The following is an 18,414-nucleotide window of genomic DNA, read 5'->3' as shown; positions in this document are numbered from 1 at the left end:
AGAAAATATCCGTTAGAATAGAATCAAGCATTTCTTTAGGGGGAATCAAGATGGTATTCACAATTTTGATAGTAGAAGACGAAGAGAGTTTGGCGAGTTTTATTCAGCAAGAATTGACGTTTGAAGGCTATCACACCATTTGGGCTAAGGATGGTCAAGCAGCATTGACGCTGTTTCAGCAAGAAACGTCATCCTTTGATTTGATCTTACTTGATTGGATGTTGCCAATCTATGATGGAATGACTGTTGCCCGCCGTATACGAAAAAATAGTGATGTGCCGATCGTCATGATGACTGCCCGCAATCAAACAGCGGATGTTGTTGCAGGACTTGATCTAGGTTTGGATGATTATTTGACAAAGCCCTTCGACATCGAAGTGCTATTTGCGAGAATACGTGTGATTGAACGCCGCGTAGCAAAAACCGCTCAATTGCAGCAGACACAAACGCAATTAGCTGCTGGCGAATTGATATTAGATGCAGCAAAGCATTTGGTTACGATTGGGGAAGAGCGTATTGAGTTGACCCCCAAAGAGTTTGGTATCTTGTACGAACTGATTAAAGAACCTGGTGTCGTCAAAACGCGGGATGACTTATTGAATGAAATTTGGGGCTATCATTATGATGGGCAAACCAATGTAGTCGACGTCTATATTCGGACATTGCGCAACAAATTGGCCGAATATACAGAGGAAACGATGATTGAAACGGTCCGTGGTGTGGGTTATGTCATGAGGATAGTCAATGAAAACTAATCAGAAAGCTCTGCGGCGAAACACCGCACAATTCCAGTTGACCCGTCAGTTTTCGTTGCTGCTGGGAGCGGTTATGTTGTTTTTCAATCTGGTCTTTATTCTGCTGTCGATTGGCTATTTGTACGAACGACTAGCAGATCAAGCAGATCAAGTATTTGAAACCATTGAAAAAGGACATGCCGCGAAAAGTGGGTGGCCTGCAGTAATCGATGTTTATGTGTCGGCTGATGAAGAAAGTGCCTTACGGGTCCGGCAAGCTGATGGACAAGTATACAATTCGGAAGAAGCAACCGAAGTGTTCCCCGCGTTGGCGACAGGTAAAATCATTCCTTTGCTGGAGGGGATTGTCCTCAGTGAGGAAGACGTCTATTATACAAAAACAGAGGAAATCAATGGTGATCAAGTGACTATCGCTTTGAACAGCGAAGCCAGTGTTGAATTGGCCTATGGGTTATTGTGGATCAGCAGTTTATTGAATCTTGCTGCAGTTGTTATCGGCAGTCTGTTGATTTACTGGCGCGTTGGCAAATGGAGTCAAAAATTGACATCGATGGCCAAGGAAATTACAGCCATCGAATCGGGTAAAAGCGGCGAACTGACAGTGGTGCGAGAACCTGTTGAAATCCAGTCGGTAGCTATATCCTTCAATCAGCTACTCAAAGAACAACGGGAAACGATTGCCCGTGAAAAACGGTTCATTGCGGATGCCTCCCACGAATTGCGGACACCTCTCGCAGCGATTCGCGGACACGTTAAGTTGATCCAGCGTCGAAGTGCAGCGCATCCTGAAGTGATTCCTGCTTCTTTAGAATTTATAGACAAAGAGTCTAAACGTTTGGAAATTCTCAGTAATCAGTTGCTAGATCTTGAAAAACAGCCCATGACCAAACAGACACAAACCCTTGATGTCGGACAACTGATAAGAGAAGTCTGTGAGAAACAAGCGATTGTCAGTACGCAAGCCATCGATTATGTCATTGAAGAGCCCCTGATGATGAAGGGCGTAAAAACAGATTTCCAACAAATGGTACAAAATCTATTAGAAAATGCAGCTAAATATGCGCCCGCTGAGACAATGATCCATGTTCATTTTGGTCAAAAGGATCAACACATTTATTTGTCGGTAGCTGATCAAGGAATCGGTATTCCTGATGATAAGAAAGACCGTATTTTTGATCGCTTTTATCGAGTAGAGGATTCTCGTTCAAGTGAAATCAACGGTTCGGGCATTGGCTTATCACTGGTCAAACAAATTGCTGACCAATATCAAGCGACCATCACGGTGGCGGATAATCAGCCAAAAGGGAGTGTCTTTGTGGTTGATTTTTCGAAAAATCATCTAATATGAAGATTTCTTCACTCAACTTTCAAGCATTTTTGATTCTTTTTTATCCAGCTCTTGGTATGCTAGATGTACAAACAAGAAAGCATATAGGAGGAACAATTATGAAGAAATCAACCATTTTTATGGGGCTTGCTGCCATCGGGTTATTGGCAGGCTGTAATCAAAATGAGCCAAGCAACGCTGAACAAAGTACCGCCAGCAGTTCATCAACAACGATGTCTAGTACAGTGGTATCAACGACCCAAAGCACGAGTGAAGGGACTGCGACTACTTCAGCATTACCCTCAGTTTCCGTTGAAGAAGCAATCCAAGTCTTTCAAGACACCTATAAGGATGCGGTGGTCACATCTTTAGAATTGGACACGACCTTTGGTAACTACTTCTATAAAATCGAAGGTGTCGATGACAATAATGAATATGAATTGACCGTCGATGCTGAAACAAAGGCGGTATCTGAAGAGCGGAAGGAAGCGTTAGATGCAGATGAGCAAAATGGTGTCAAAAAAGCAGAAGACCAATTGACGATCACAGATTTACTTTCTTTGACTGAAATCTCTGACATTGCAGTCAAAGAAGTTGGCGGCGGTGAAGCCGCGGATTGGGATCTTGATAAAGAGATGAACATCACCTATTGGGAAGTCAAAGTCAAAGAAGGCAATACCCAAACCAAAGTCAAAATCAATGCCCAAACGGGAGAAGTCTTAGAAACTGAAATCGATGACTAATCCTTTGTCACATCAAACAAGCAGCAGTTAGGTTCTTTTCGAAAAGAATCTAGCTGCTGCTTGTTTACGTATGTTGTTTGACTTCTTTCAACGGTTTGACGCGACCACCAATTTTTTCTGCAAATGCTTCGGACTGCTGCCGATCTTCAAAGACCCATAACTTGTCTGGAATTTTTTCACGTGTGCGACGACCATCTTTGCCAATGTATCCATGCAAAACTTTGATAACGTACATCGCCATCTTCCTTCCTTGAAATTACTTTAGATTATACGAAAGCATTCTCAAAAAGCAAGTTTTCTGCCTTGGTCACTCTGTGTCTGCAGCAGTTTCAGACAATGCAGCGTAGGCCGCAAAACGCTGATGGATCTTAGGGAATTGTCGTTTTAACTGTACGAGACGATTCGTCTCTTTAGACAAGAAGCAGTGCTGGGAAGTGCCGACGGTGGCTAATTGCCCATCACTGGTTTTGTACACTTCATAACGGAAATCTAAACGAGTGCCTGTGTACTTCTCCACCAATACGTTGATCAATACTTCATCTTCATAGCGAATCATTTGCTTGTATTGTGCCGATACACCTAGCACTGGTACAATCAAGCCGGCTGCCTCGATCGTGTGGTAGGGCAGATCCAAATAGGCCAGCAGTTCGACACGGGCTTCTTCAAACCAGCGAATATAATTGGCATGGTGGATGATCGCCATCTGATCCGTTTCGTAATAATGGGGCTTGCGGGTATAGCCTGGATATAATGGCATGTTGGTTCCTCCTCAACTCTTTCATATAGTTCAAGTCTAGTGTATAGGAAAGGGATGAAAAAGGGTAGCTAAAGTGCTGAAAAAAACTTGAAAAATCTTGACATTTCTACCAATTTCTTGTAGTTTATAGATAATATCTACTATCTATGAAGGATCGAGTACTTTGATTTTGCCCTTAAAAGAGAGAACTGCCATGGCTGAAAGCAGTGAAGGACCGACCAAAGGAAAGACAATCTGGAGATGAACAGAGGTAAAGCTGTTCCGTGACCGAGCGTTAATCGTGCTGAGGAGAAAGCAATTTCTCGAATTTTAGGTGGTACCGCGTGTGATAACTCGCCCTTGTGAACAAACAAGGGCGAGTTTTTTGTTGTACTTCGAATCAGAACCAACCCAATATATAAGAAGCAGCAGCCGGTAGGCAGATGACGAGCAAGACCCGTGAAACAATAGGAGGATGAACAATGATGAGCTACCAACGTCCAAAAGGGACAAATGATATTTTACCGGGAGAATCAGAAAAGTGGCAGTTTTTGGAAGAAACCGCACGCTTGGTCTTCCGCGATTATCAATTCAACGAAATCCGTACACCGATTTTTGAACACTTTGAAGTGATTGCCCGCAGTGTTGGGGATACAACAGATATCGTTTCAAAAGAAATGTATGACTTCCACGATAAAGGGGAGCGTCATATTACACTACGACCAGAAGGCACAGCACCGATTGCCCGTTCTTATGTAGAAAATAAATTATTTGGTCCTGAATACACCAAACCGTATAAAGTATTTTATATGGGACCAATGTTTCGCTATGAAAGACCGCAAAAAGGCCGTCTGCGCCAATTTCACCAAATCGGTGTAGAAGTCTTTGGATCAGCCAATCCAGCAACAGATGTAGAAACAATGGCCATGGCGATGGATTTCTATCAGCAGCTTGGCTTGAACCAACTGCGTTTGGTCATCAATTCATTAGGGGATAAAGAAACCCGTCAACAGTATCGCCAAGCATTGATTGATTATTTGGTCCCGCATGAAGCAGAACTAAGTGAAGATTCGAAACGCCGCTTGCATGAGAATCCACTACGGGTACTGGACAGTAAAGACAAGCGGGATCAACGATTTGTGGCAGATGCGCCATCGATCTTAGATTACTTGACTCCGGAAGCCAAACACCATTTTGATACGGTCGTTGCGATGCTGGATGCATTGGGTGTGGCGTATGAGATTGATTCAACGATGGTTCGGGGACTGGATTATTATACCCACACGATTTTTGAAATCATGAGTGACGCACCAAAAATGGGGGCACAAGCGACGATTTGTGCCGGTGGCAGATACAACCATTTAGTAGAAGAACTTGGTGGTCCAGAAACACCCGGATTTGGCTTTGCTTTAGGGGTAGAACGCTTGCTGCTGACATTAGAAGCAGAAGAAGTGGTCATCCCGGCATTAAACCAATTGGATGCGTATGTCGTAGGGTTGGGCCAAGAAACCAATTTGGCGGTCTTGAAAGTCGTCCAAGCGATTCGCAATTTTGGTTTTTCAGCAGATCGCGACTTTATGGATCGCAAAGCCAAAGCGCAATTCAAGTCTGCAGACAAACAAGGAGCTCAATTGGTGCTGACTTTAGGTGAAACTGAATTGGCGCAACAAGTGATCAATATCAAGTCAATGGCTAGTCGCGTGGAAAAACAGTTTCCATTGACAGCACTGTATGATCATTTTGATGAAATTTATGATGAAATGACGACTATTATGATCGAACAAGGAGAAGACAAATGAGTAAACGAACAGAATACTGCGGCCGCGTATCAGAGGCCCAATTAAACCAAACAATCACATTGAAAGGCTGGGTCCAAAAACGTCGTGACCTAGGAGGCGTGATCTTTATCGATCTTCGGGATCGAGAGGGCATCGTGCAAATCGTCTTTAATCCTGAAGTGTCAAAAGAAGCATGGGAAATCGCGGATAAATGCCGCAGCGAGTATGTGCTGGAAGTGACGGGGGAAGTCATCAACCGCGCGCCGGAAGCAATCAATCCTAAAATGGTCACAGGTAAATATGAAGTGATGATCACGGATATCACGATTTTGAATACTGCGAAAACACCGACTTTCTTGATTGAAGATGACCAAACAGTCAGTGATGAGATTCGTATGAAATACCGCTATTTAGATTTGCGTCGTCCAAAAATGACGAAAAATATCGTGATGCGGGCAAAAACGACGCAGTCTATTCGCAATTTCTTGGATAACAATGACTTTTTAGATATTGAGACGCCTTATTTAGCCAAATCTACACCTGAAGGCGCGCGGGATTACTTGGTTCCTTCACGGGTTCATCCAGGTCATTTTTATGCATTGCCACAATCTCCGCAAATCTTCAAACAGTTATTGATGGGTGCCGGATTTGATCGTTACTATCAAATCGTTCGTTGTTTCCGTGATGAAGATCTGCGGGGTGACCGTCAGCCTGAATTTACCCAAGTCGATATCGAAACAACTTTTTTGACTGCGGAAGAAATCCAAACGTACACTGAAGAAATGTTGGCGAAAGTGATGCGGGAAGTCAAAGGACTAGAAGTGACATTGCCATTCCCACGTATGACCTATGACGACGCAATGGGCCGCTATGGTAGTGATAAACCAGATACACGCTTTGCGATGGAATTGGTGGATCTATCTGACGTCGTGAAGGATGTCGATTTTAAAGTATTCCAGATGGCCCTTGAAAAAGGCGGCGTTGTGAAAGTCTTGAATGCCAAAGGTGCAGCGGACAAATATTCTCGTAAAGATATGGACAATCTAGGACATTATGCTGGTCAATTTGGTGCCAAAGGGTTGGCATGGGTCAAAGTCGAAGCAGATGGCTTAAAAGGACCAATTGCAAAATTCTTGACGGAAGTCACCGATGAAATCATCGCGGCTGCTGATGCAGAAGTAGGCGATATCTTGATGTTTGGTGCAGATTCATTTGCAGTCGTTTCAGCGACATTGGGTGCGATCCGCAACAAATTAGGGAAAGAGTTGGGCTTGATCGATGAGAGCAAATTCAATTTCTTATGGGTGACTGACTGGCCGCAATTTGAATATGATGACGAAGCAGGTCGTTTTGTTTCTGCGCATCATCCGTTCACATTGCCAAAAGAAAGTGATATTCCATTATTGGCCACTGATCCTGCAAAAGTATACGCTGAAGCGTACGACATTGTCTTGAATGGCTATGAACTAGGTGGCGGCTCATTGCGGATCCATGATCGGGCTGTTCAAGAACAAATGTTTGAAACATTGGGCTTCTCACGTCGTGAAATGCAAGCGCAATTTGGTTTCTTATTAGATGCACTAGACTATGGTTTCCCTCCTCATGGCGGTATTGCCTTAGGGTTGGATCGCTTGGCAATGTTATTGGCCGGAGAAGACAACATTCGTGAAGTCATCGCTTTCCCTAAAAACGGAAAAGCTGCTGACCCAATGTCACAAGCACCAAGTACCGTATCGCCAATGCAATTGTTCGATTTGAGTATTGATGTGACAACGGTCGAAGAAGAAGAATAGACGATAAGCGCTGAGAAATGAGTAATGTGACAGAAATTGATGAAGGAATGAATATATTTCATGAGAATTTATCAATTTCTTTCATTGTTCATTTCTTTTTTTGTCCTCTGACGTATAATAAAAGCAAATCAAAAAAGCGAGGCTGCTAAATGCAATGAATCCCATATTCAAATGGCTCCCACATCCAGATTATGCGAGTAAATTATCTTTTTCTGTTGTCTATGCGCTATTGGCATCGATTGCTGTCAACTTCTTTTATCAACCCGGGCACATCTATTCCAGCGGCATCACCGGGGTGGCACAAATCATCACGACGTTATCGAAAGACTGGTTGGGTTTTTATATTCCAGTTTCAATGGCGTTGCTCTTACTAAATATTCCGTTGTTTTTTATTGGTTGGTTCAAAATCGGTCATAAATTTACGATTTTTACAGGTATCACCGTTTTACTGACCTCTTTGTTCGTTCAAGTGTTGCCAGAAGAAACGGTCACGACAGATCCAATGATCTGTGCGATTTTTGGCGGTGCCATCAGTGGTGTTGGCATTGGTTATGCCTTGAAGAATGGCTTGTCTTCTGGTGGTCTTGATTTCATCAGTATTGCGATCCGTAAACGGACCGGACGGACGATCGGCTCGATCTCGATTGGCTTCAATATCGTGATTTTATTTGCTGCGGGTATATTATTTGGCTGGCAATATGCATTATATAGTGCGATTGCGATTTTTGTCAGTGGGAAAGTGACCGATGCAGTCTTTACGAAACAAAAGAAAATGCAAGTGACGATCATTACACGAAACCCTGAAGAGGTCATTCAAACGATTCAGCGTCATATGCGACGAGGGATTACGATCATCAATGAAGCAGAAGGTGCCTACAAACATGACAAACAAACAGTCTTGTTGACAGTTGTCACACGCTTCGAGTTGCCCATGCTGCGCAGTGCCATGAAAGAGTCTGATCCGAAGGCCTTTGTCAGTATTGCGGACAACGTACAAATAGTGGGTCGTTTTTATGAAGAAGAGTTATAAATTAAAGCAAGAAAAAAGAGTATTTCGTAATTGAAATGCTTTTTTTATACAAAAATTAATTTTTTTAGAAATATAACGAAAGATGCTAGCTTTGATAGGGATATTTCTGGTAAATTATGAGAGAATGACAGAAGCAACAATAATTTTTACTATCGTTTTTTACTAGAAAAGCAAATGGATCAATTTGAGAAAAGTGGTTGGATAATGAGCAAACGTTTAAACACAAGCCGTTATATCACGGGGTTCGATGGCATTCGGACGCTAGCTGTGATCGGCGTTATTTTATATCATTTATTACCTACCCAAATGCGGGGCGGGTATTTAGGCGTACCAGTATTTTTTGTTGTATCAGGTTATTTGATCACCGATTTGCTGCGGCAAGAATGGGATCAAAATGGCAAAATAAAGATCATCGATTTCTATGTCAGGCGGATGAAACGTCTTTATCCGGGCATGGCTGTCATGCTGGTTTTGGCTGCCGCGTATATCACTTTATTTCAACGCAATTTATTGAACAATCTTCGCGGTGTGGTCGTTAGTTCCTTGTTATATTACAACAATTGGTGGCAAATCAATCATGGTTTATCTTATTTTGACCGGTTTGGTAATGAATCACCGTTTACACATTTATGGTCATTGGCAGTCGAAGGGCAGAATTATCTGATTTGGCCATTGGTTTTTGTTCTGTTGATGAAGATCGGTAAAAAGCGCAGTCGTGTGTTTAATATCGTGGCGGGTATCACGATCCTGTCAGGTATCTTGTTCGCTGTTTTGTATACCCCTGGTGCAGATCCCACGCGGGTGTACTATGGAACAGACACCCGTTTGTTCTCGGTCTGGATGGGGAGTGCGCTGGCTTTCATTTGGCCAACGACCCACTTGAAAAAGGACATTCCAGCAAAAGCCAAACGAATCCTTGATTTATCTGGTTTGGTTTCATTAATTGGGTTGATCTCCGCATTTTTCTTGCTGGATGATCATTTGACTTTCGTTTATTATGGTGGGATGTTTGTGATCAGTATTCTTGCCACAGTACTGGTGGCAGTCACTGCGCATCCGGGGGCGAGTCTGAATCGCCTCTTGAGCAATCCGTTGTTCAGTTATATTGGTAAACGCAGTTATGGGATCTATTTGTATCAGTTTCCTGTGATGATATTCTACGAAGCAAAAGTTGGCAATATTGGTGAGAATGTTCTTTTACATACAGTGATTGAGTTGTTTTTGATCTTGTTATTTAGTGAATTGTCGTATCGCTTCATTGAGAATCCATTGCGGAAATTCAACTATAGGTATACGATAAGCACCATTCGCGGCTGGTTCAGCAAACCACTTTTCAGTTGGAAAAAACCATGGGTCCTTCCGGGCACGTTGATTACAGTGGTTGCTTTGGTGGGTATCGTTTCAGCACCAACAAATTACGTCGATGCTGAACAACAGCAATTGAAAGATACGATTGCAGCCAATAAGAAGGCCGCAGAGGAAACGCAGAAGAATGCCACTGATGCAGCAACAGAAAGCAGCACAGATAGTAGTGATGGCTCTAATGCAACGGAGGCAGAACAAGATATCATGACGAAATACGACTTGACGGAAACCCAAGTCAAACAAGCTGAATCACTGGACATCACGGCTTTTGGTGATTCGGTGATGTTGGATGCGACAACAGACTTGCAAGAACTATTTCCTCAAGCTGTCGTTGATGGCGATGTCGGCCGTCAGTTATATGCTAGTCCTGATTTGATCAAATCATTAAAAGATCAAGGGTTGTTGCGAGATACGGTCTTGGTTGGCTTAGGGACAAACGGTTCCTTTACTGAAGCGCAATTTGACAGCTTTATGAGCGAGATCGGCGACCGTGATGTATACTGGATCAATGTCCGCGTACCTACACAACGCTGGCAAAATGAAGTCAATCGCATGCTGGAAAGAATGGCTGAAAAATACGACAATATGACGTTGATCGATTGGTATGATCTCAGCAATAGTCAAGAATCATGGTTTTATGAAGACCGTGTTCATCCGAATCCTGATGGGATGGTAGAATACGTGAAGCTAGTTGCACAAACGATCTTAGCACAAGACTAAAAAAACACCCAAGTCACAGAGCGCAGCTGCGGTCAATCGCCGATAGCTGCGCTCTTGGTTGCTTGGGTGTTTTTCGTATTTATTAGATGTGAGACGCTGCTTATGCTTCAATCACTTGCAACAATGTATCAAACAGCAGTGCACTGGAAGCTGCCCCTGGGTCGATATGGCCGATTGCGCGTTCGCCTAAATAAGATGCACGGCCTTTTTTCGCTACAAGGTCCTTCGTATGTGCTTTGGCTGCCTCGATATCAGCGCTGGACAAGCTGCCTTTTTGTAACGTTTCTGCGACAGGCTGCCAGACATCGACCATTGTTTTGTCTTCGAAGACAGCTTTGCCCCGCTGGGTGATACCTGTCAGGCCTTGTGCGATGATTTCCCCCAGTTGCGCATAGGAGTCGATCGTGTCGAGGTCTTTGGTGGCCTTGGTCATGTTCATGAATGCTGAGCCATACAAGGGACCAGAAGCACCGCCCACTTTTGAGATCATCGCCATAGATAGTACTTTGAAGGTGTCGCTGATTGTTTGCGGCGCTTGTTTTTGAAAGGCTTCTTGATAAGCAGCCACGCCACGAGCCATATTGTTGCCATGATCCCCGTCACCAATCGGGGTGTCTAAATCGCTTAAATAGCCTTTGTTCTCTTCGATCGCTTGCGTAAACGCATTCAGCCAAGCTTGGATCGATTCTGTTGTCAATTTCATTTGCTGTTCCTCCTTTACCAGGCAATCGTTGTAACTGGTGCATGCAGCGCTGTGGTATGATCTGTTTCGGTGAAGTCGATCACGGTCAATGATAAACCTTGCATATCAATTGAGGTCATATAGTTGCCGACTTTATGGAAAGTGACAGTGATATTTCTTTCCTTCAGTAATGCGTTGACATCATTGGCAAAGACGAAGAGCTCCATTAATGGTGTCCCTCCCATGCCATTGATCAAGACACCAATCTGTTTAGGTGGTTGCGGATAATCCGCCAATAGTTTGTCTAATAATTCTTTTGCCAGTGCTTTTGATGGTTGCAATTTTTCGCGACGATAGCCGGGTTCTCCATGGATGCCAACACCGTATTCGACTTCATCATCGGCCAAATCAAATCCCGGTTTGCCTACTTCTGGAACGGTCGCTGCTTTGAGGGCAACCCCAATCGTTTTGATTGTCACAACAAGGGCTTCACCAAGTTCTTTCAATTCTGCTAAAGACTTGCCGCTGCGGGCAGCATCTCCAAGAATTTTATGGACAAGTACCGTACCGGCAACACCTCGTTTGCCAGCGGTATACGTACTATTTTCAACCGCAATATCGTCATCCACGACAACGATCTCTGTTTGGATATCCTCCATATCGGCCATATCTTTAGCCATCTCAAAGTTTAAAATATCTCCTGTATAGTTTTTAACGATCAATAAAACACCTTTGCCTTGCTCAGCTGCTTGGATGCCACTCAATATTTGATCAGGCGTCGGAGAGGTAAAGACATCACCAAGAACCGCTGCGCTGAGCATACCATCGCCTACAAAGCCAGCGTGGGCTGGTTCATGACCGCTACCACCGCCAGAAACAAGACCTACTTGCGGGTGATCATCATTTTTCGCCAATACCCGTGTGCCCTCCACTTGATGGATCACGTCAGAATAGCTGGTGGCTAAACCTGCCAACATTTCTTCGACTATTTGACTGGGGGCATTGATTATTTTTTTCATGATTGATGCCATCCTTTCTCGGCTGCTTTTTTTGCTTCTTCAGTTATTTGGGCCAAATCATCACTAAAACCAGCTGTGATAGCGGCGGCAAAGGCGCCTTCGACCAGGGGTGCATCGATCAGGTGATAGCGCGCTTGCTGCGCTGGTTCTAGCATGTCATAGGCAAGTTCAGCGTTCAACACGGCACTGCCCAAGTCGGCAAAGACGAGAATCATTGCTGTCTCATCTGTTTGGTTGACCGCATCTACGATTTTTGTGGCATCGGAGCCAAGATCGCCTTCTGCTGTACCACCGAGAGAATACAAGGTGACTGTCTCTGAATCTGCCATGTCTTCAATCATCAATTTCAAGCCTTCGGTCAGTTGTTGACTGTGAGAAACAAGTAAAATACTTTTTTTCATTCAAGATCACCAACGCTTTCTAAGCAAAATTTGCAGGACCGTTCGTTTCAGCGTATGTGACAAGCAAAGGATACGCAAAAACTGTAACCGCCTACAAAACTAGTATAACAAATTTCATCCATCTTGCATGGATTTCTGCTAGTTTCATTTGTTTGTTCTCATTAAAACAAAAGAACGTCTTCGCATGATTGCGAAAACGTTCAATGGATGTGTGTTCAATTTGCTTTGGCTAGGCGTATAGCAGACCATTTTTTGGCCAATAGAGACAAACCAACGTACAAAACGATATTGATGCTCATCAAACCAATAAAGTACGGGCGCGTGATCGTTGTTAAGAAGCTGACTTCCAGCAGTTGATGGAAGAGCATGGCTGCGACATAGATTCCTGCGGTGGTGGTGACCGCCAAAAATACTCGTAAAGGATTCAGCGGCAAACAAGCACGGATCACTGCCAAACAGCTGATGCCGATCAATAAGTAATACAGCAATGTAGTGGTATCGATCGTGTTCCATCCATAATCTGCTTGTAAGAAACGTACTGCAAAATAATTCACCAACACCAGAAGTGCATTTGGCAAGGCCTGCAATAAAGCGGTAGATAAGTAGCGGCCTTGGATACGTTGCTTATTTTCTTCAAATGATAGGAAGAATGATGGATACCCTTCGATCGCCAAATCAATCAACGTGATTTGAATTGGTAAAAATGGAAAAGCAGTAGACGTCAGAATACAAATCAGCGACAAGAGAAAACTATAAATCGTTTTGATAAAGAAAATACCGGAAGCTTTGGTCACGTTATTGACTACACGACGGCCTTCAAACAAGACATCGGGCAATGTTGTGAAATCTGAGTCCAATAAGACAAAATTGGCGATCTGTCGGGCTGCACTATCTCCAGCAGCCATGGCAATACTGACATCTGCTTCCCGCAAGGCCAATACATCATTAACACCGTCACCCGTCATAGCAACGGTACGATCAGCGGCTTTTAATTCCTCTACCAATAATTTCTTTTGTTCTGGTGTGACCCGACCAAATACCGTGTAGTGCAATGCAGCTGCGCGGACCTCTTCCTCGGTAGCGAATGTCGATAAGTCGACTGCTTTTTCAGCATAAGGGACACCAGCGCGTTTTGCTATGGCAGAAACGGCCATTGGATTATCCCCGGAGATCACTTTCAAATCAATACCTTCTTCTGTAAGATAAGACAATGTTTCTTGGGCATTTTGCCGAATAATATCAGATAAAACGATGACGGCGATTGCTTGGGAGGCTGTCGGGTCAAAATCTGCTTCATTCAGATGGGCTGTTGGGGTCTGTGCAAGAATCAGTACCCGCAAACCAGCTGCTTGGGCGTTTTTGACTTGCGGCAGATGCGCGCTATCCGCGATTTTTTCTGGGGCCCCCATATACAATGTGCCAAGTGCATCAAAGGAAACAGCCCCCCATTTACGCTCGGAAGAAAAGGGGATGATTGTCTGCGGCGTTTCACCTGGCATGTCAGCTATTCCTGTTCGCAAAGCTTGCATGGTCAAATTATTGTCGGTACTGGCTGACAGATAATGACCAAGCAGCAGGTTAGGATCAACTGCGTCTTGCAGAGGCAGTACATCTTCTAACTGCATGTTGCCCTCCGTTAAGGTTCCAGTTTTATCTAAGCAAAGGGTATCCACATGGGCCAATGTTTCAATGGCGTGCATTTCTTGAACCAATATCCGTTTTTTAGCTAGCTTGATCACACCAGTGGTCAACGCGATGCTGATCAATAGGACAAGGCCTTTTGGCAGCATACCTAGCAATGCTGCAGCAGAGACGATCACGGAAGACTTGATACCTGTATCACGCAAGAAATAAGCTTGTAGAAACAAAACCACTCCTAGTGGAACGATCACATAACTGGTGAACGTTGATACTCGACGAATCGAGGAAACCAATTCTGAACGTATTGGTTTGTGCACCTTGGCTTTGTTGCTAAGTTTGGCTGCATAATTGTCGGCACCCACGTGCATGACTTCGGCAGTTACTTCTCCGCTGACGATAAAACTACCAGACAATAAGCTGTCGCCTACCTGTTTGATGACAAGATCGGCTTCGCCTGTCAGCATGGCTTCATTGACCTCGACACGACCAGATTGAATCGTCATGTCGGCAGGTATTTGATCTCCAGCCCCAAGCACCACCCAGTCGCCAAGTACGAGTTCCTTAGATAGATGGTTGCTAAGTTGCCCATCTCGCCATACACGCAAGGTCTGTGGGGCAACGAGAGAGAGTTTTTTGACCAAGTTGCGGGCATGCACTTCTTGGCTGATCCCGATGGTTATATTGACCAAAATAATCACCAAATAAAACATATTCGAGTAGGCACCGACCGCAAATAAGAAGACCCCAATCAGTATATTGAGGAAATTGAATAAGGTAAATAAATTGTCTTTGATGATGGCTGCAGTTGTTTTGCTGGCGGTTGTTTCATAGTCATTGTGCAACCCTTTCTGTGTTTTCGCGGCTGCGTCTTCAGTCGTCAGCCCAATCGTTGTTTGATCCATACTTTTCTCCATTTCTCTTTTTCTACCATTAGTCTAGCATGTTGCTCTTTTGAAGTAATCCATGATAACGGTACCAAATGAAAGCTAATTGAAATCTTAAAATTTGCTTCAAAATAACACCCGTGCCCATTTATTACGGACTGGGTCATCGACAATTTTTCATCACTCTCGTATAATAGGAAAGTAAAAAAATATTCTTTAGACTGGCGGCGATCCTGTCCGTCATTGAAAGAGGCGTGTCCATGTCGTTAAAAGAAAGAATCATCGCTGAAAGTCAGCGTTTAGGGATCGACAAAATCGGCTTTGCGTCGGCAGAACCGTTTACCCATTTAGAAGCGTCGTTGAAGGAACAAAAAGCCAAAGGTCATACGTCAGGCTTTGAACATCCGGTGATCGAAGAACGAATCTATCCAGAACGAACTTTCGAAAACCCGCAAACAATCATTGCAATCGCGTTGGCCTATCCAACAAAAATCAAAGAAAAAGTACCCCGGGATGAAAAACGAGGCATGTTTGCCCGCGCTTCTTGGGGGATTGATTATCATGATGTGTTAAGAGACCGCTTAGATAAGCTGATCGACTTTATCAAGCGGCAAGCAGAATCAATGGAAGAAGGTGCAGAGTGGCGCTTTGCCCCGCAAGTCGATACGGGCGAATTGGTAGATGTGGCCGCAGCACAACGCGCTGGTTTAGGGTTTATCGGGCGTAACGGCTTGTTGATCACAGAGGAGTTTGGCTCTTTTGTTTATTTGGGTGAGATCGTAACCAATATTGCATTCGCCCCAGATGAGGAAGTGCCATTTGGTTGCGGGGAGTGTACCCGCTGTATCACCGCATGCCCCACCAAGGCGTTATTGGGGGATGGCAGGATGAATGCGCAACGTTGTTTGTCTTATCAAACGCAAACCAAAGGGATGATGCCTGAAGCATACCGCAAGAAAATGCACAATGTTATCTATGGCTGTGATATTTGCCAATTGGTGTGTCCTTACAATCGTGGAAAAGATGCTCATTTCCATGAAGAGATGGAACCGGAAGTAGAAAGTGTCTATCCTAAGTTGAAACCAATGTTGTCTATGTCGAATAAAGCATTTAAAGCCCAATTCGGTCATTTATCCGGTTCGTGGCGGGGGAAAAAGCCGCTGCAGCGCAATGCAATCATTGCCTTAGCCAATGTTGGAGACCGAAGCGCATTGCCAGAGATTTGGCGTTGTGCGACTGAAGACGTCCGTCCGGTGATTCGCGCTACCGCGTACTGGGCCATCGGACAACTTGGCGTCAAAGAACCTGAAGTATGGGTATCACGATTGCAAGAGTGTCAATTGCTTGATCTGGAAGAAGAAGCCCAAAATGAATTAGGGCCGGCTATTGACCGGCTGCAAGCTGTTATCGACAAACAAGGGAACAATACAAATGAATGAGAAAAGGCGAATCCGCACAGGATTCGCCTTTTCTGTTAATCTAATACATCATCGCTCTCAACGATTTCTTCAGCTTCTAGCTCAAAATCTGGTGCTGGATGGACCCGTTCAGGCAGGTCCATTTCCAAGTCACCTTCTTCATTATATTGGTTATCTGTATCTGCGACATCAATTAAGATATCTTCAGGCAGCTCTTGATCCAAGCGGTATCCCTCAGCATGACGCGTATCCAATAATTCCAGCAAATGCTGCCATTCATCTTTTGAGATAACCACTACATCAATGCCTTCTTGGTTTTGGATCTCAACGACAGAAGACAAATCACTGCCGACGGTTTTGATAATGTTTTCTAATGACCATTTGGTATTTTCTAAATCAATTTTTTGTGCCATGCTTTTTGCTCCTTTTCATCTTTTGATTGGTTGATACATTAATTGTAACGGGAAATCGGGCAAAAGCAAAATAGGACGATTGGCTTATCCAAAAATGCGTAAGAACATTTGCAGAGTTTTGCCAACCGCGGTAAGATGAAAGGAACAAGGAAAAGGGAGGAACAAAATGAAAGAAAAACAAACGTTTCATGTAAATGGGTATTTGGCATTGGTGGTCTTGATTGGGTTATTGATTGGCGGGGCGTATTTATTTTATGATGGAGCCATCTATTCCCGCGCAGCTGAAATCATCATCGGTGTGGTGTTGTGGATTATTTCCTTCTTATTCCTCAGCTCACTGACCATCGTGCAACCGAACCAAGCCAAGGCGATTCTCTTCTTTGGGCAATATTTAGGCACTATCAAATCAAATGGCTTATTTGTCACCACACCGCTGACCCAAAAGGTCAACGTATCATTGAAAGTCCGCAACTTTAATAGTTCGCTATTAAAAGTCAATGACTCTGACGGAAATCCCATCGAGATTTCCGCTGTGGTCGTATTCAAAGTCGTTGATACAGCCAAAGCGCTGTTCGATGTTGATTATTATCAAAATTTTATTGAGATCCAAAGTGAAACCGCGATTCGGCATATTGCCACGCAATATCCCTATGATACATTCAATGATGATGATATTACGTTACGAGGCAATACCAATGAAGTTTCGGCAGAGTTGGCCAAGGAATTGCAGGAAAGACTCGCTGTTGCCGGTGTCGAAGTTATCGAAACACGGTTGAATCATTTGGCCTACGCAACAGAAATTGCCAGTGCAATGTTGCAGCGACAACAAGCCAAAGCCATTCTTTCGGCACGTCAAATCATTGTTGAAGGAGCCGTATCGATGACGCAGATGGCCCTAGAACAAATCGAAGATGGGCAAGATATCAATTTTACGGATGATCGTAAAGTTCAATTGATCAACAATTTATTGGTATCGATCATCACTGACAAAGGGACACAACCAGTGATCAATACCGGTGATGTCAAAGAAAAAGGGGTGTAATCCTTGAAAAAACTATATATCAAGCAGAAAGTCTTTAGTATTGGCGAGAAGTTTACAGTCATGGATGAACAGCAAAATCCTCGTTACTACGTGGAAGGCAGCTTCATGCAGATTCCCAAACATTTCAAGATTCTGGATGAGCAAAGACAGCCCGTAGCAGAAATCACTAAGAAAATCTTTAGTTTGCTGCCTAAGTTTTTTGTTGAAGTCCATGGACAAGAAGCCATCGTCTTATCAAAGCAGCTCACATTGTTCAAAGCCAAATATTCAATCGATGCAGCCGGTATCGATGTTGACGGCAATTGGTGGGATATGGATTTTGTCGTCAACCGTCATGGTCAACGTATCGCTGAGATCCATAAGAAATGGATTTCATGGGGGGATACCTATGAAGTCGTGATCTACGAAGAGGATATGGATGATTTGATCATTTCATTGGTGATCGCCATTGACCGCGTGAAGGCAGATGACAATGCAGCAAGTTCTGCAAGTTCGTAATTGTCTATCAGAAGTGATTGGAAAAAGATGAAATGCCACAAATAAGGCGTTTCATCTTTTTTGGCATTTGAAAGTAGCGTGGTTGGTTATTTGACGCACATGTTTGCTTTGTCAGCGAAAGAGTCCTGTAATGAAACCGGTTAGAACCTTTTGCTGTCAAGGTTTGGTT

Annotated in this window: 17 protein-coding genes and 1 other annotated feature; of the genes, 10 read left to right on the top strand and 7 right to left on the bottom strand. The window is 43.8% G+C overall.

Features of this window, described 5'->3' with window-relative positions; genetic code table 11:
* The first annotated feature begins 50 nt into the window (after positions 1 to 50).
* From A5886_RS13510 to A5886_RS13500, 3 genes are all read left to right on the top strand, one after another.
* Positions 51 to 755 carry a response regulator transcription factor gene (locus A5886_RS13510; RefSeq protein ID WP_086275612.1) on the top strand — a complete coding sequence of 235 codons (705 nt, stop codon included), beginning with the start codon at positions 51 to 53 and terminating at the stop codon, positions 753 to 755.
* Complete coding sequence (locus A5886_RS13505; protein ID WP_086275611.1) at positions 745 to 2,103, top strand: sensor histidine kinase; 1,359 nt, start codon at positions 745 to 747, stop codon at positions 2,101 to 2,103. The genes A5886_RS13510 and A5886_RS13505 overlap by 11 nt, the downstream gene beginning before the upstream one ends.
* 98 nt (positions 2,104 to 2,201) lie before the next feature.
* Positions 2,202 to 2,825, top strand: a complete 624-nt coding sequence (locus tag A5886_RS13500) for a PepSY domain-containing protein (protein WP_086275610.1) — start codon at positions 2,202 to 2,204, stop codon at positions 2,823 to 2,825.
* A gap of 64 nt (positions 2,826 to 2,889) precedes the next feature.
* Here the strand turns inward: A5886_RS13500 and A5886_RS15920 are convergent, their stop codons facing one another.
* Both A5886_RS15920 and A5886_RS13490 read right to left on the bottom strand, forming a co-directional pair.
* Positions 2,890 to 3,060 carry a hypothetical protein gene (locus tag A5886_RS15920; RefSeq protein WP_086276070.1) on the bottom strand — a complete coding sequence of 57 codons (171 nt, stop codon included), beginning with the start codon at positions 3,058 to 3,060 and terminating at the stop codon, positions 2,890 to 2,892.
* 72 nt (positions 3,061 to 3,132) lie between these two features.
* Positions 3,133 to 3,582 (bottom strand): acyl-CoA thioesterase, encoded by a 450-nt coding sequence (locus A5886_RS13490; RefSeq protein WP_086275609.1) that lies wholly within the window; start codon positions 3,580 to 3,582, stop codon positions 3,133 to 3,135.
* Positions 3,583 to 3,719: 137 nt separating this feature from the next.
* Positions 3,720 to 3,926: a binding site (T-box leader), on the top strand.
* A 120-nt stretch (positions 3,927 to 4,046) separates the two neighbouring features.
* Between A5886_RS13490 and hisS the strand changes: the two genes are divergently transcribed.
* The 4 genes from hisS (at position 4,047) to A5886_RS13470 (ending at position 10,247) form a co-directional block, all read left to right on the top strand.
* Entirely contained in the window at positions 4,047 to 5,360 is a 1,314-nt protein-coding gene (hisS, locus tag A5886_RS13485) for a histidine--tRNA ligase (protein ID WP_086276069.1), read from the top strand.
* Complete coding sequence (aspS, locus tag A5886_RS13480; protein WP_086275608.1) at positions 5,357 to 7,132, top strand: aspartate--tRNA ligase; 1,776 nt, start codon at positions 5,357 to 5,359, stop codon at positions 7,130 to 7,132. Before hisS ends, aspS begins: the two co-directional genes overlap by 4 nt.
* Before the next feature lie 154 nt (positions 7,133 to 7,286).
* Positions 7,287 to 8,162, top strand: coding sequence for a YitT family protein (locus tag A5886_RS13475; protein ID WP_086275607.1), 876 nt, complete (start codon positions 7,287 to 7,289; stop codon positions 8,160 to 8,162).
* A 204-nt stretch (positions 8,163 to 8,366) separates the two neighbouring features.
* Positions 8,367 to 10,247 (top strand): acyltransferase family protein, encoded by a 1,881-nt coding sequence (locus A5886_RS13470; protein ID WP_086275606.1) that lies wholly within the window; start codon positions 8,367 to 8,369, stop codon positions 10,245 to 10,247.
* Positions 10,248 to 10,347: 100 nt separating this feature from the next.
* Here the strand turns inward: A5886_RS13470 and dhaL are convergent, their stop codons facing one another.
* The 4 genes from dhaL to A5886_RS13450 all read right to left on the bottom strand — a co-directional run bounded on the left by dhaL (position 10,348) and on the right by A5886_RS13450 (position 14,892).
* Positions 10,348 to 10,950, bottom strand: coding sequence for a dihydroxyacetone kinase subunit DhaL (gene dhaL / locus A5886_RS13465; protein WP_086275605.1), 603 nt, complete (start codon positions 10,948 to 10,950; stop codon positions 10,348 to 10,350).
* Positions 10,951 to 10,964: 14 nt separating this feature from the next.
* Complete coding sequence (dhaK, locus tag A5886_RS13460; protein ID WP_086275604.1) at positions 10,965 to 11,948, bottom strand: dihydroxyacetone kinase subunit DhaK; 984 nt, start codon at positions 11,946 to 11,948, stop codon at positions 10,965 to 10,967.
* On the bottom strand, positions 11,945 to 12,349 hold the full coding sequence (dhaM, locus tag A5886_RS13455) for a dihydroxyacetone kinase phosphoryl donor subunit DhaM (protein ID WP_086275603.1): 405 nt from the start codon (positions 12,347 to 12,349) through the stop codon (positions 11,945 to 11,947). Before dhaM ends, dhaK begins: the two co-directional genes overlap by 4 nt.
* A gap of 215 nt (positions 12,350 to 12,564) precedes the next feature.
* Positions 12,565 to 14,892: an HAD-IC family P-type ATPase gene (locus A5886_RS13450; protein ID WP_086275602.1), complete on the bottom strand. Its 2,328-nt coding sequence runs from the start codon at positions 14,890 to 14,892 to the stop codon at positions 12,565 to 12,567.
* A 242-nt stretch (positions 14,893 to 15,134) separates the two neighbouring features.
* On the opposite strand from A5886_RS13450, the gene queG reads away from it, so the two are divergent.
* Positions 15,135 to 16,313 (top strand): tRNA epoxyqueuosine(34) reductase QueG, encoded by a 1,179-nt coding sequence (queG, locus tag A5886_RS13445; protein WP_086275601.1) that lies wholly within the window; start codon positions 15,135 to 15,137, stop codon positions 16,311 to 16,313.
* Positions 16,314 to 16,348: 35 nt separating this feature from the next.
* Here the strand turns inward: queG and A5886_RS13440 are convergent, their stop codons facing one another.
* Positions 16,349 to 16,705 carry a hypothetical protein gene (locus A5886_RS13440; RefSeq protein WP_086275600.1) on the bottom strand — a complete coding sequence of 119 codons (357 nt, stop codon included), beginning with the start codon at positions 16,703 to 16,705 and terminating at the stop codon, positions 16,349 to 16,351.
* Between the two features lie 166 nt (positions 16,706 to 16,871).
* Between A5886_RS13440 and A5886_RS13435 the strand changes: the two genes are divergently transcribed.
* Together A5886_RS13435 and A5886_RS13430 are read left to right on the top strand one after the other, a co-directional pair.
* Positions 16,872 to 17,747, top strand: a complete 876-nt coding sequence (locus tag A5886_RS13435; protein WP_086275599.1) for an SPFH domain-containing protein — start codon at positions 16,872 to 16,874, stop codon at positions 17,745 to 17,747.
* Between the two features lie 3 nt (positions 17,748 to 17,750).
* Complete coding sequence (locus A5886_RS13430; protein ID WP_086275598.1) at positions 17,751 to 18,245, top strand: LURP-one-related/scramblase family protein; 495 nt, start codon at positions 17,751 to 17,753, stop codon at positions 18,243 to 18,245.
* Positions 18,246 to 18,414 lie beyond the last annotated feature (169 nt).

Origin of the sequence: Candidatus Enterococcus testudinis (genome assembly GCF_002140915.1) — a bacterium.
GTDB classification, from domain to species: domain Bacteria; phylum Bacillota; class Bacilli; order Lactobacillales; family Enterococcaceae; genus Enterococcus_D; species Enterococcus_D testudinis.
The sequence above is the reverse complement of the archived record's forward strand: the minus strand, read 5'-3'. Positions and strand labels throughout refer to the sequence as shown.

What these genes read in the sequence shown, in the direction of transcription:
- A5886_RS13510 (WP_086275612.1), top strand. Translation starts at nt 51, where the DNA reads ATGGTATTCACAATTTTGATAGTAGAAGACGAAGAGAGTTTGGCGAGT.
- A5886_RS13505 (WP_086275611.1), top strand. Translation starts at nt 745, where the DNA reads ATGAAAACTAATCAGAAAGCTCTGCGGCGAAACACCGCACAATTCCAG.
- A5886_RS13500 (WP_086275610.1), top strand. Translation starts at nt 2,202, where the DNA reads ATGAAGAAATCAACCATTTTTATGGGGCTTGCTGCCATCGGGTTATTG.
- A5886_RS15920 (WP_086276070.1), bottom strand. Translation starts at nt 3,060, where the DNA reads ATGTACGTTATCAAAGTTTTGCATGGATACATTGGCAAAGATGGTCGT.
- A5886_RS13490 (WP_086275609.1), bottom strand. Translation starts at nt 3,582, where the DNA reads ATGCCATTATATCCAGGCTATACCCGCAAGCCCCATTATTACGAAACG.
- hisS (WP_086276069.1), top strand. Translation starts at nt 4,047, where the DNA reads ATGAGCTACCAACGTCCAAAAGGGACAAATGATATTTTACCGGGAGAA.
- aspS (WP_086275608.1), top strand. Translation starts at nt 5,357, where the DNA reads ATGAGTAAACGAACAGAATACTGCGGCCGCGTATCAGAGGCCCAATTA.
- A5886_RS13475 (WP_086275607.1), top strand. Translation starts at nt 7,287, where the DNA reads ATGAATCCCATATTCAAATGGCTCCCACATCCAGATTATGCGAGTAAA.
- A5886_RS13470 (WP_086275606.1), top strand. Translation starts at nt 8,367, where the DNA reads ATGAGCAAACGTTTAAACACAAGCCGTTATATCACGGGGTTCGATGGC.
- dhaL (WP_086275605.1), bottom strand. Translation starts at nt 10,950, where the DNA reads ATGAAATTGACAACAGAATCGATCCAAGCTTGGCTGAATGCGTTTACG.
- dhaK (WP_086275604.1), bottom strand. Translation starts at nt 11,948, where the DNA reads ATGAAAAAAATAATCAATGCCCCCAGTCAAATAGTCGAAGAAATGTTG.
- dhaM (WP_086275603.1), bottom strand. Translation starts at nt 12,349, where the DNA reads ATGAAAAAAAGTATTTTACTTGTTTCTCACAGTCAACAACTGACCGAA.
- A5886_RS13450 (WP_086275602.1), bottom strand. Translation starts at nt 14,892, where the DNA reads ATGGATCAAACAACGATTGGGCTGACGACTGAAGACGCAGCCGCGAAA.
- queG (WP_086275601.1), top strand. Translation starts at nt 15,135, where the DNA reads ATGTCGTTAAAAGAAAGAATCATCGCTGAAAGTCAGCGTTTAGGGATC.
- A5886_RS13440 (WP_086275600.1), bottom strand. Translation starts at nt 16,705, where the DNA reads ATGGCACAAAAAATTGATTTAGAAAATACCAAATGGTCATTAGAAAAC.
- A5886_RS13435 (WP_086275599.1), top strand. Translation starts at nt 16,872, where the DNA reads ATGAAAGAAAAACAAACGTTTCATGTAAATGGGTATTTGGCATTGGTG.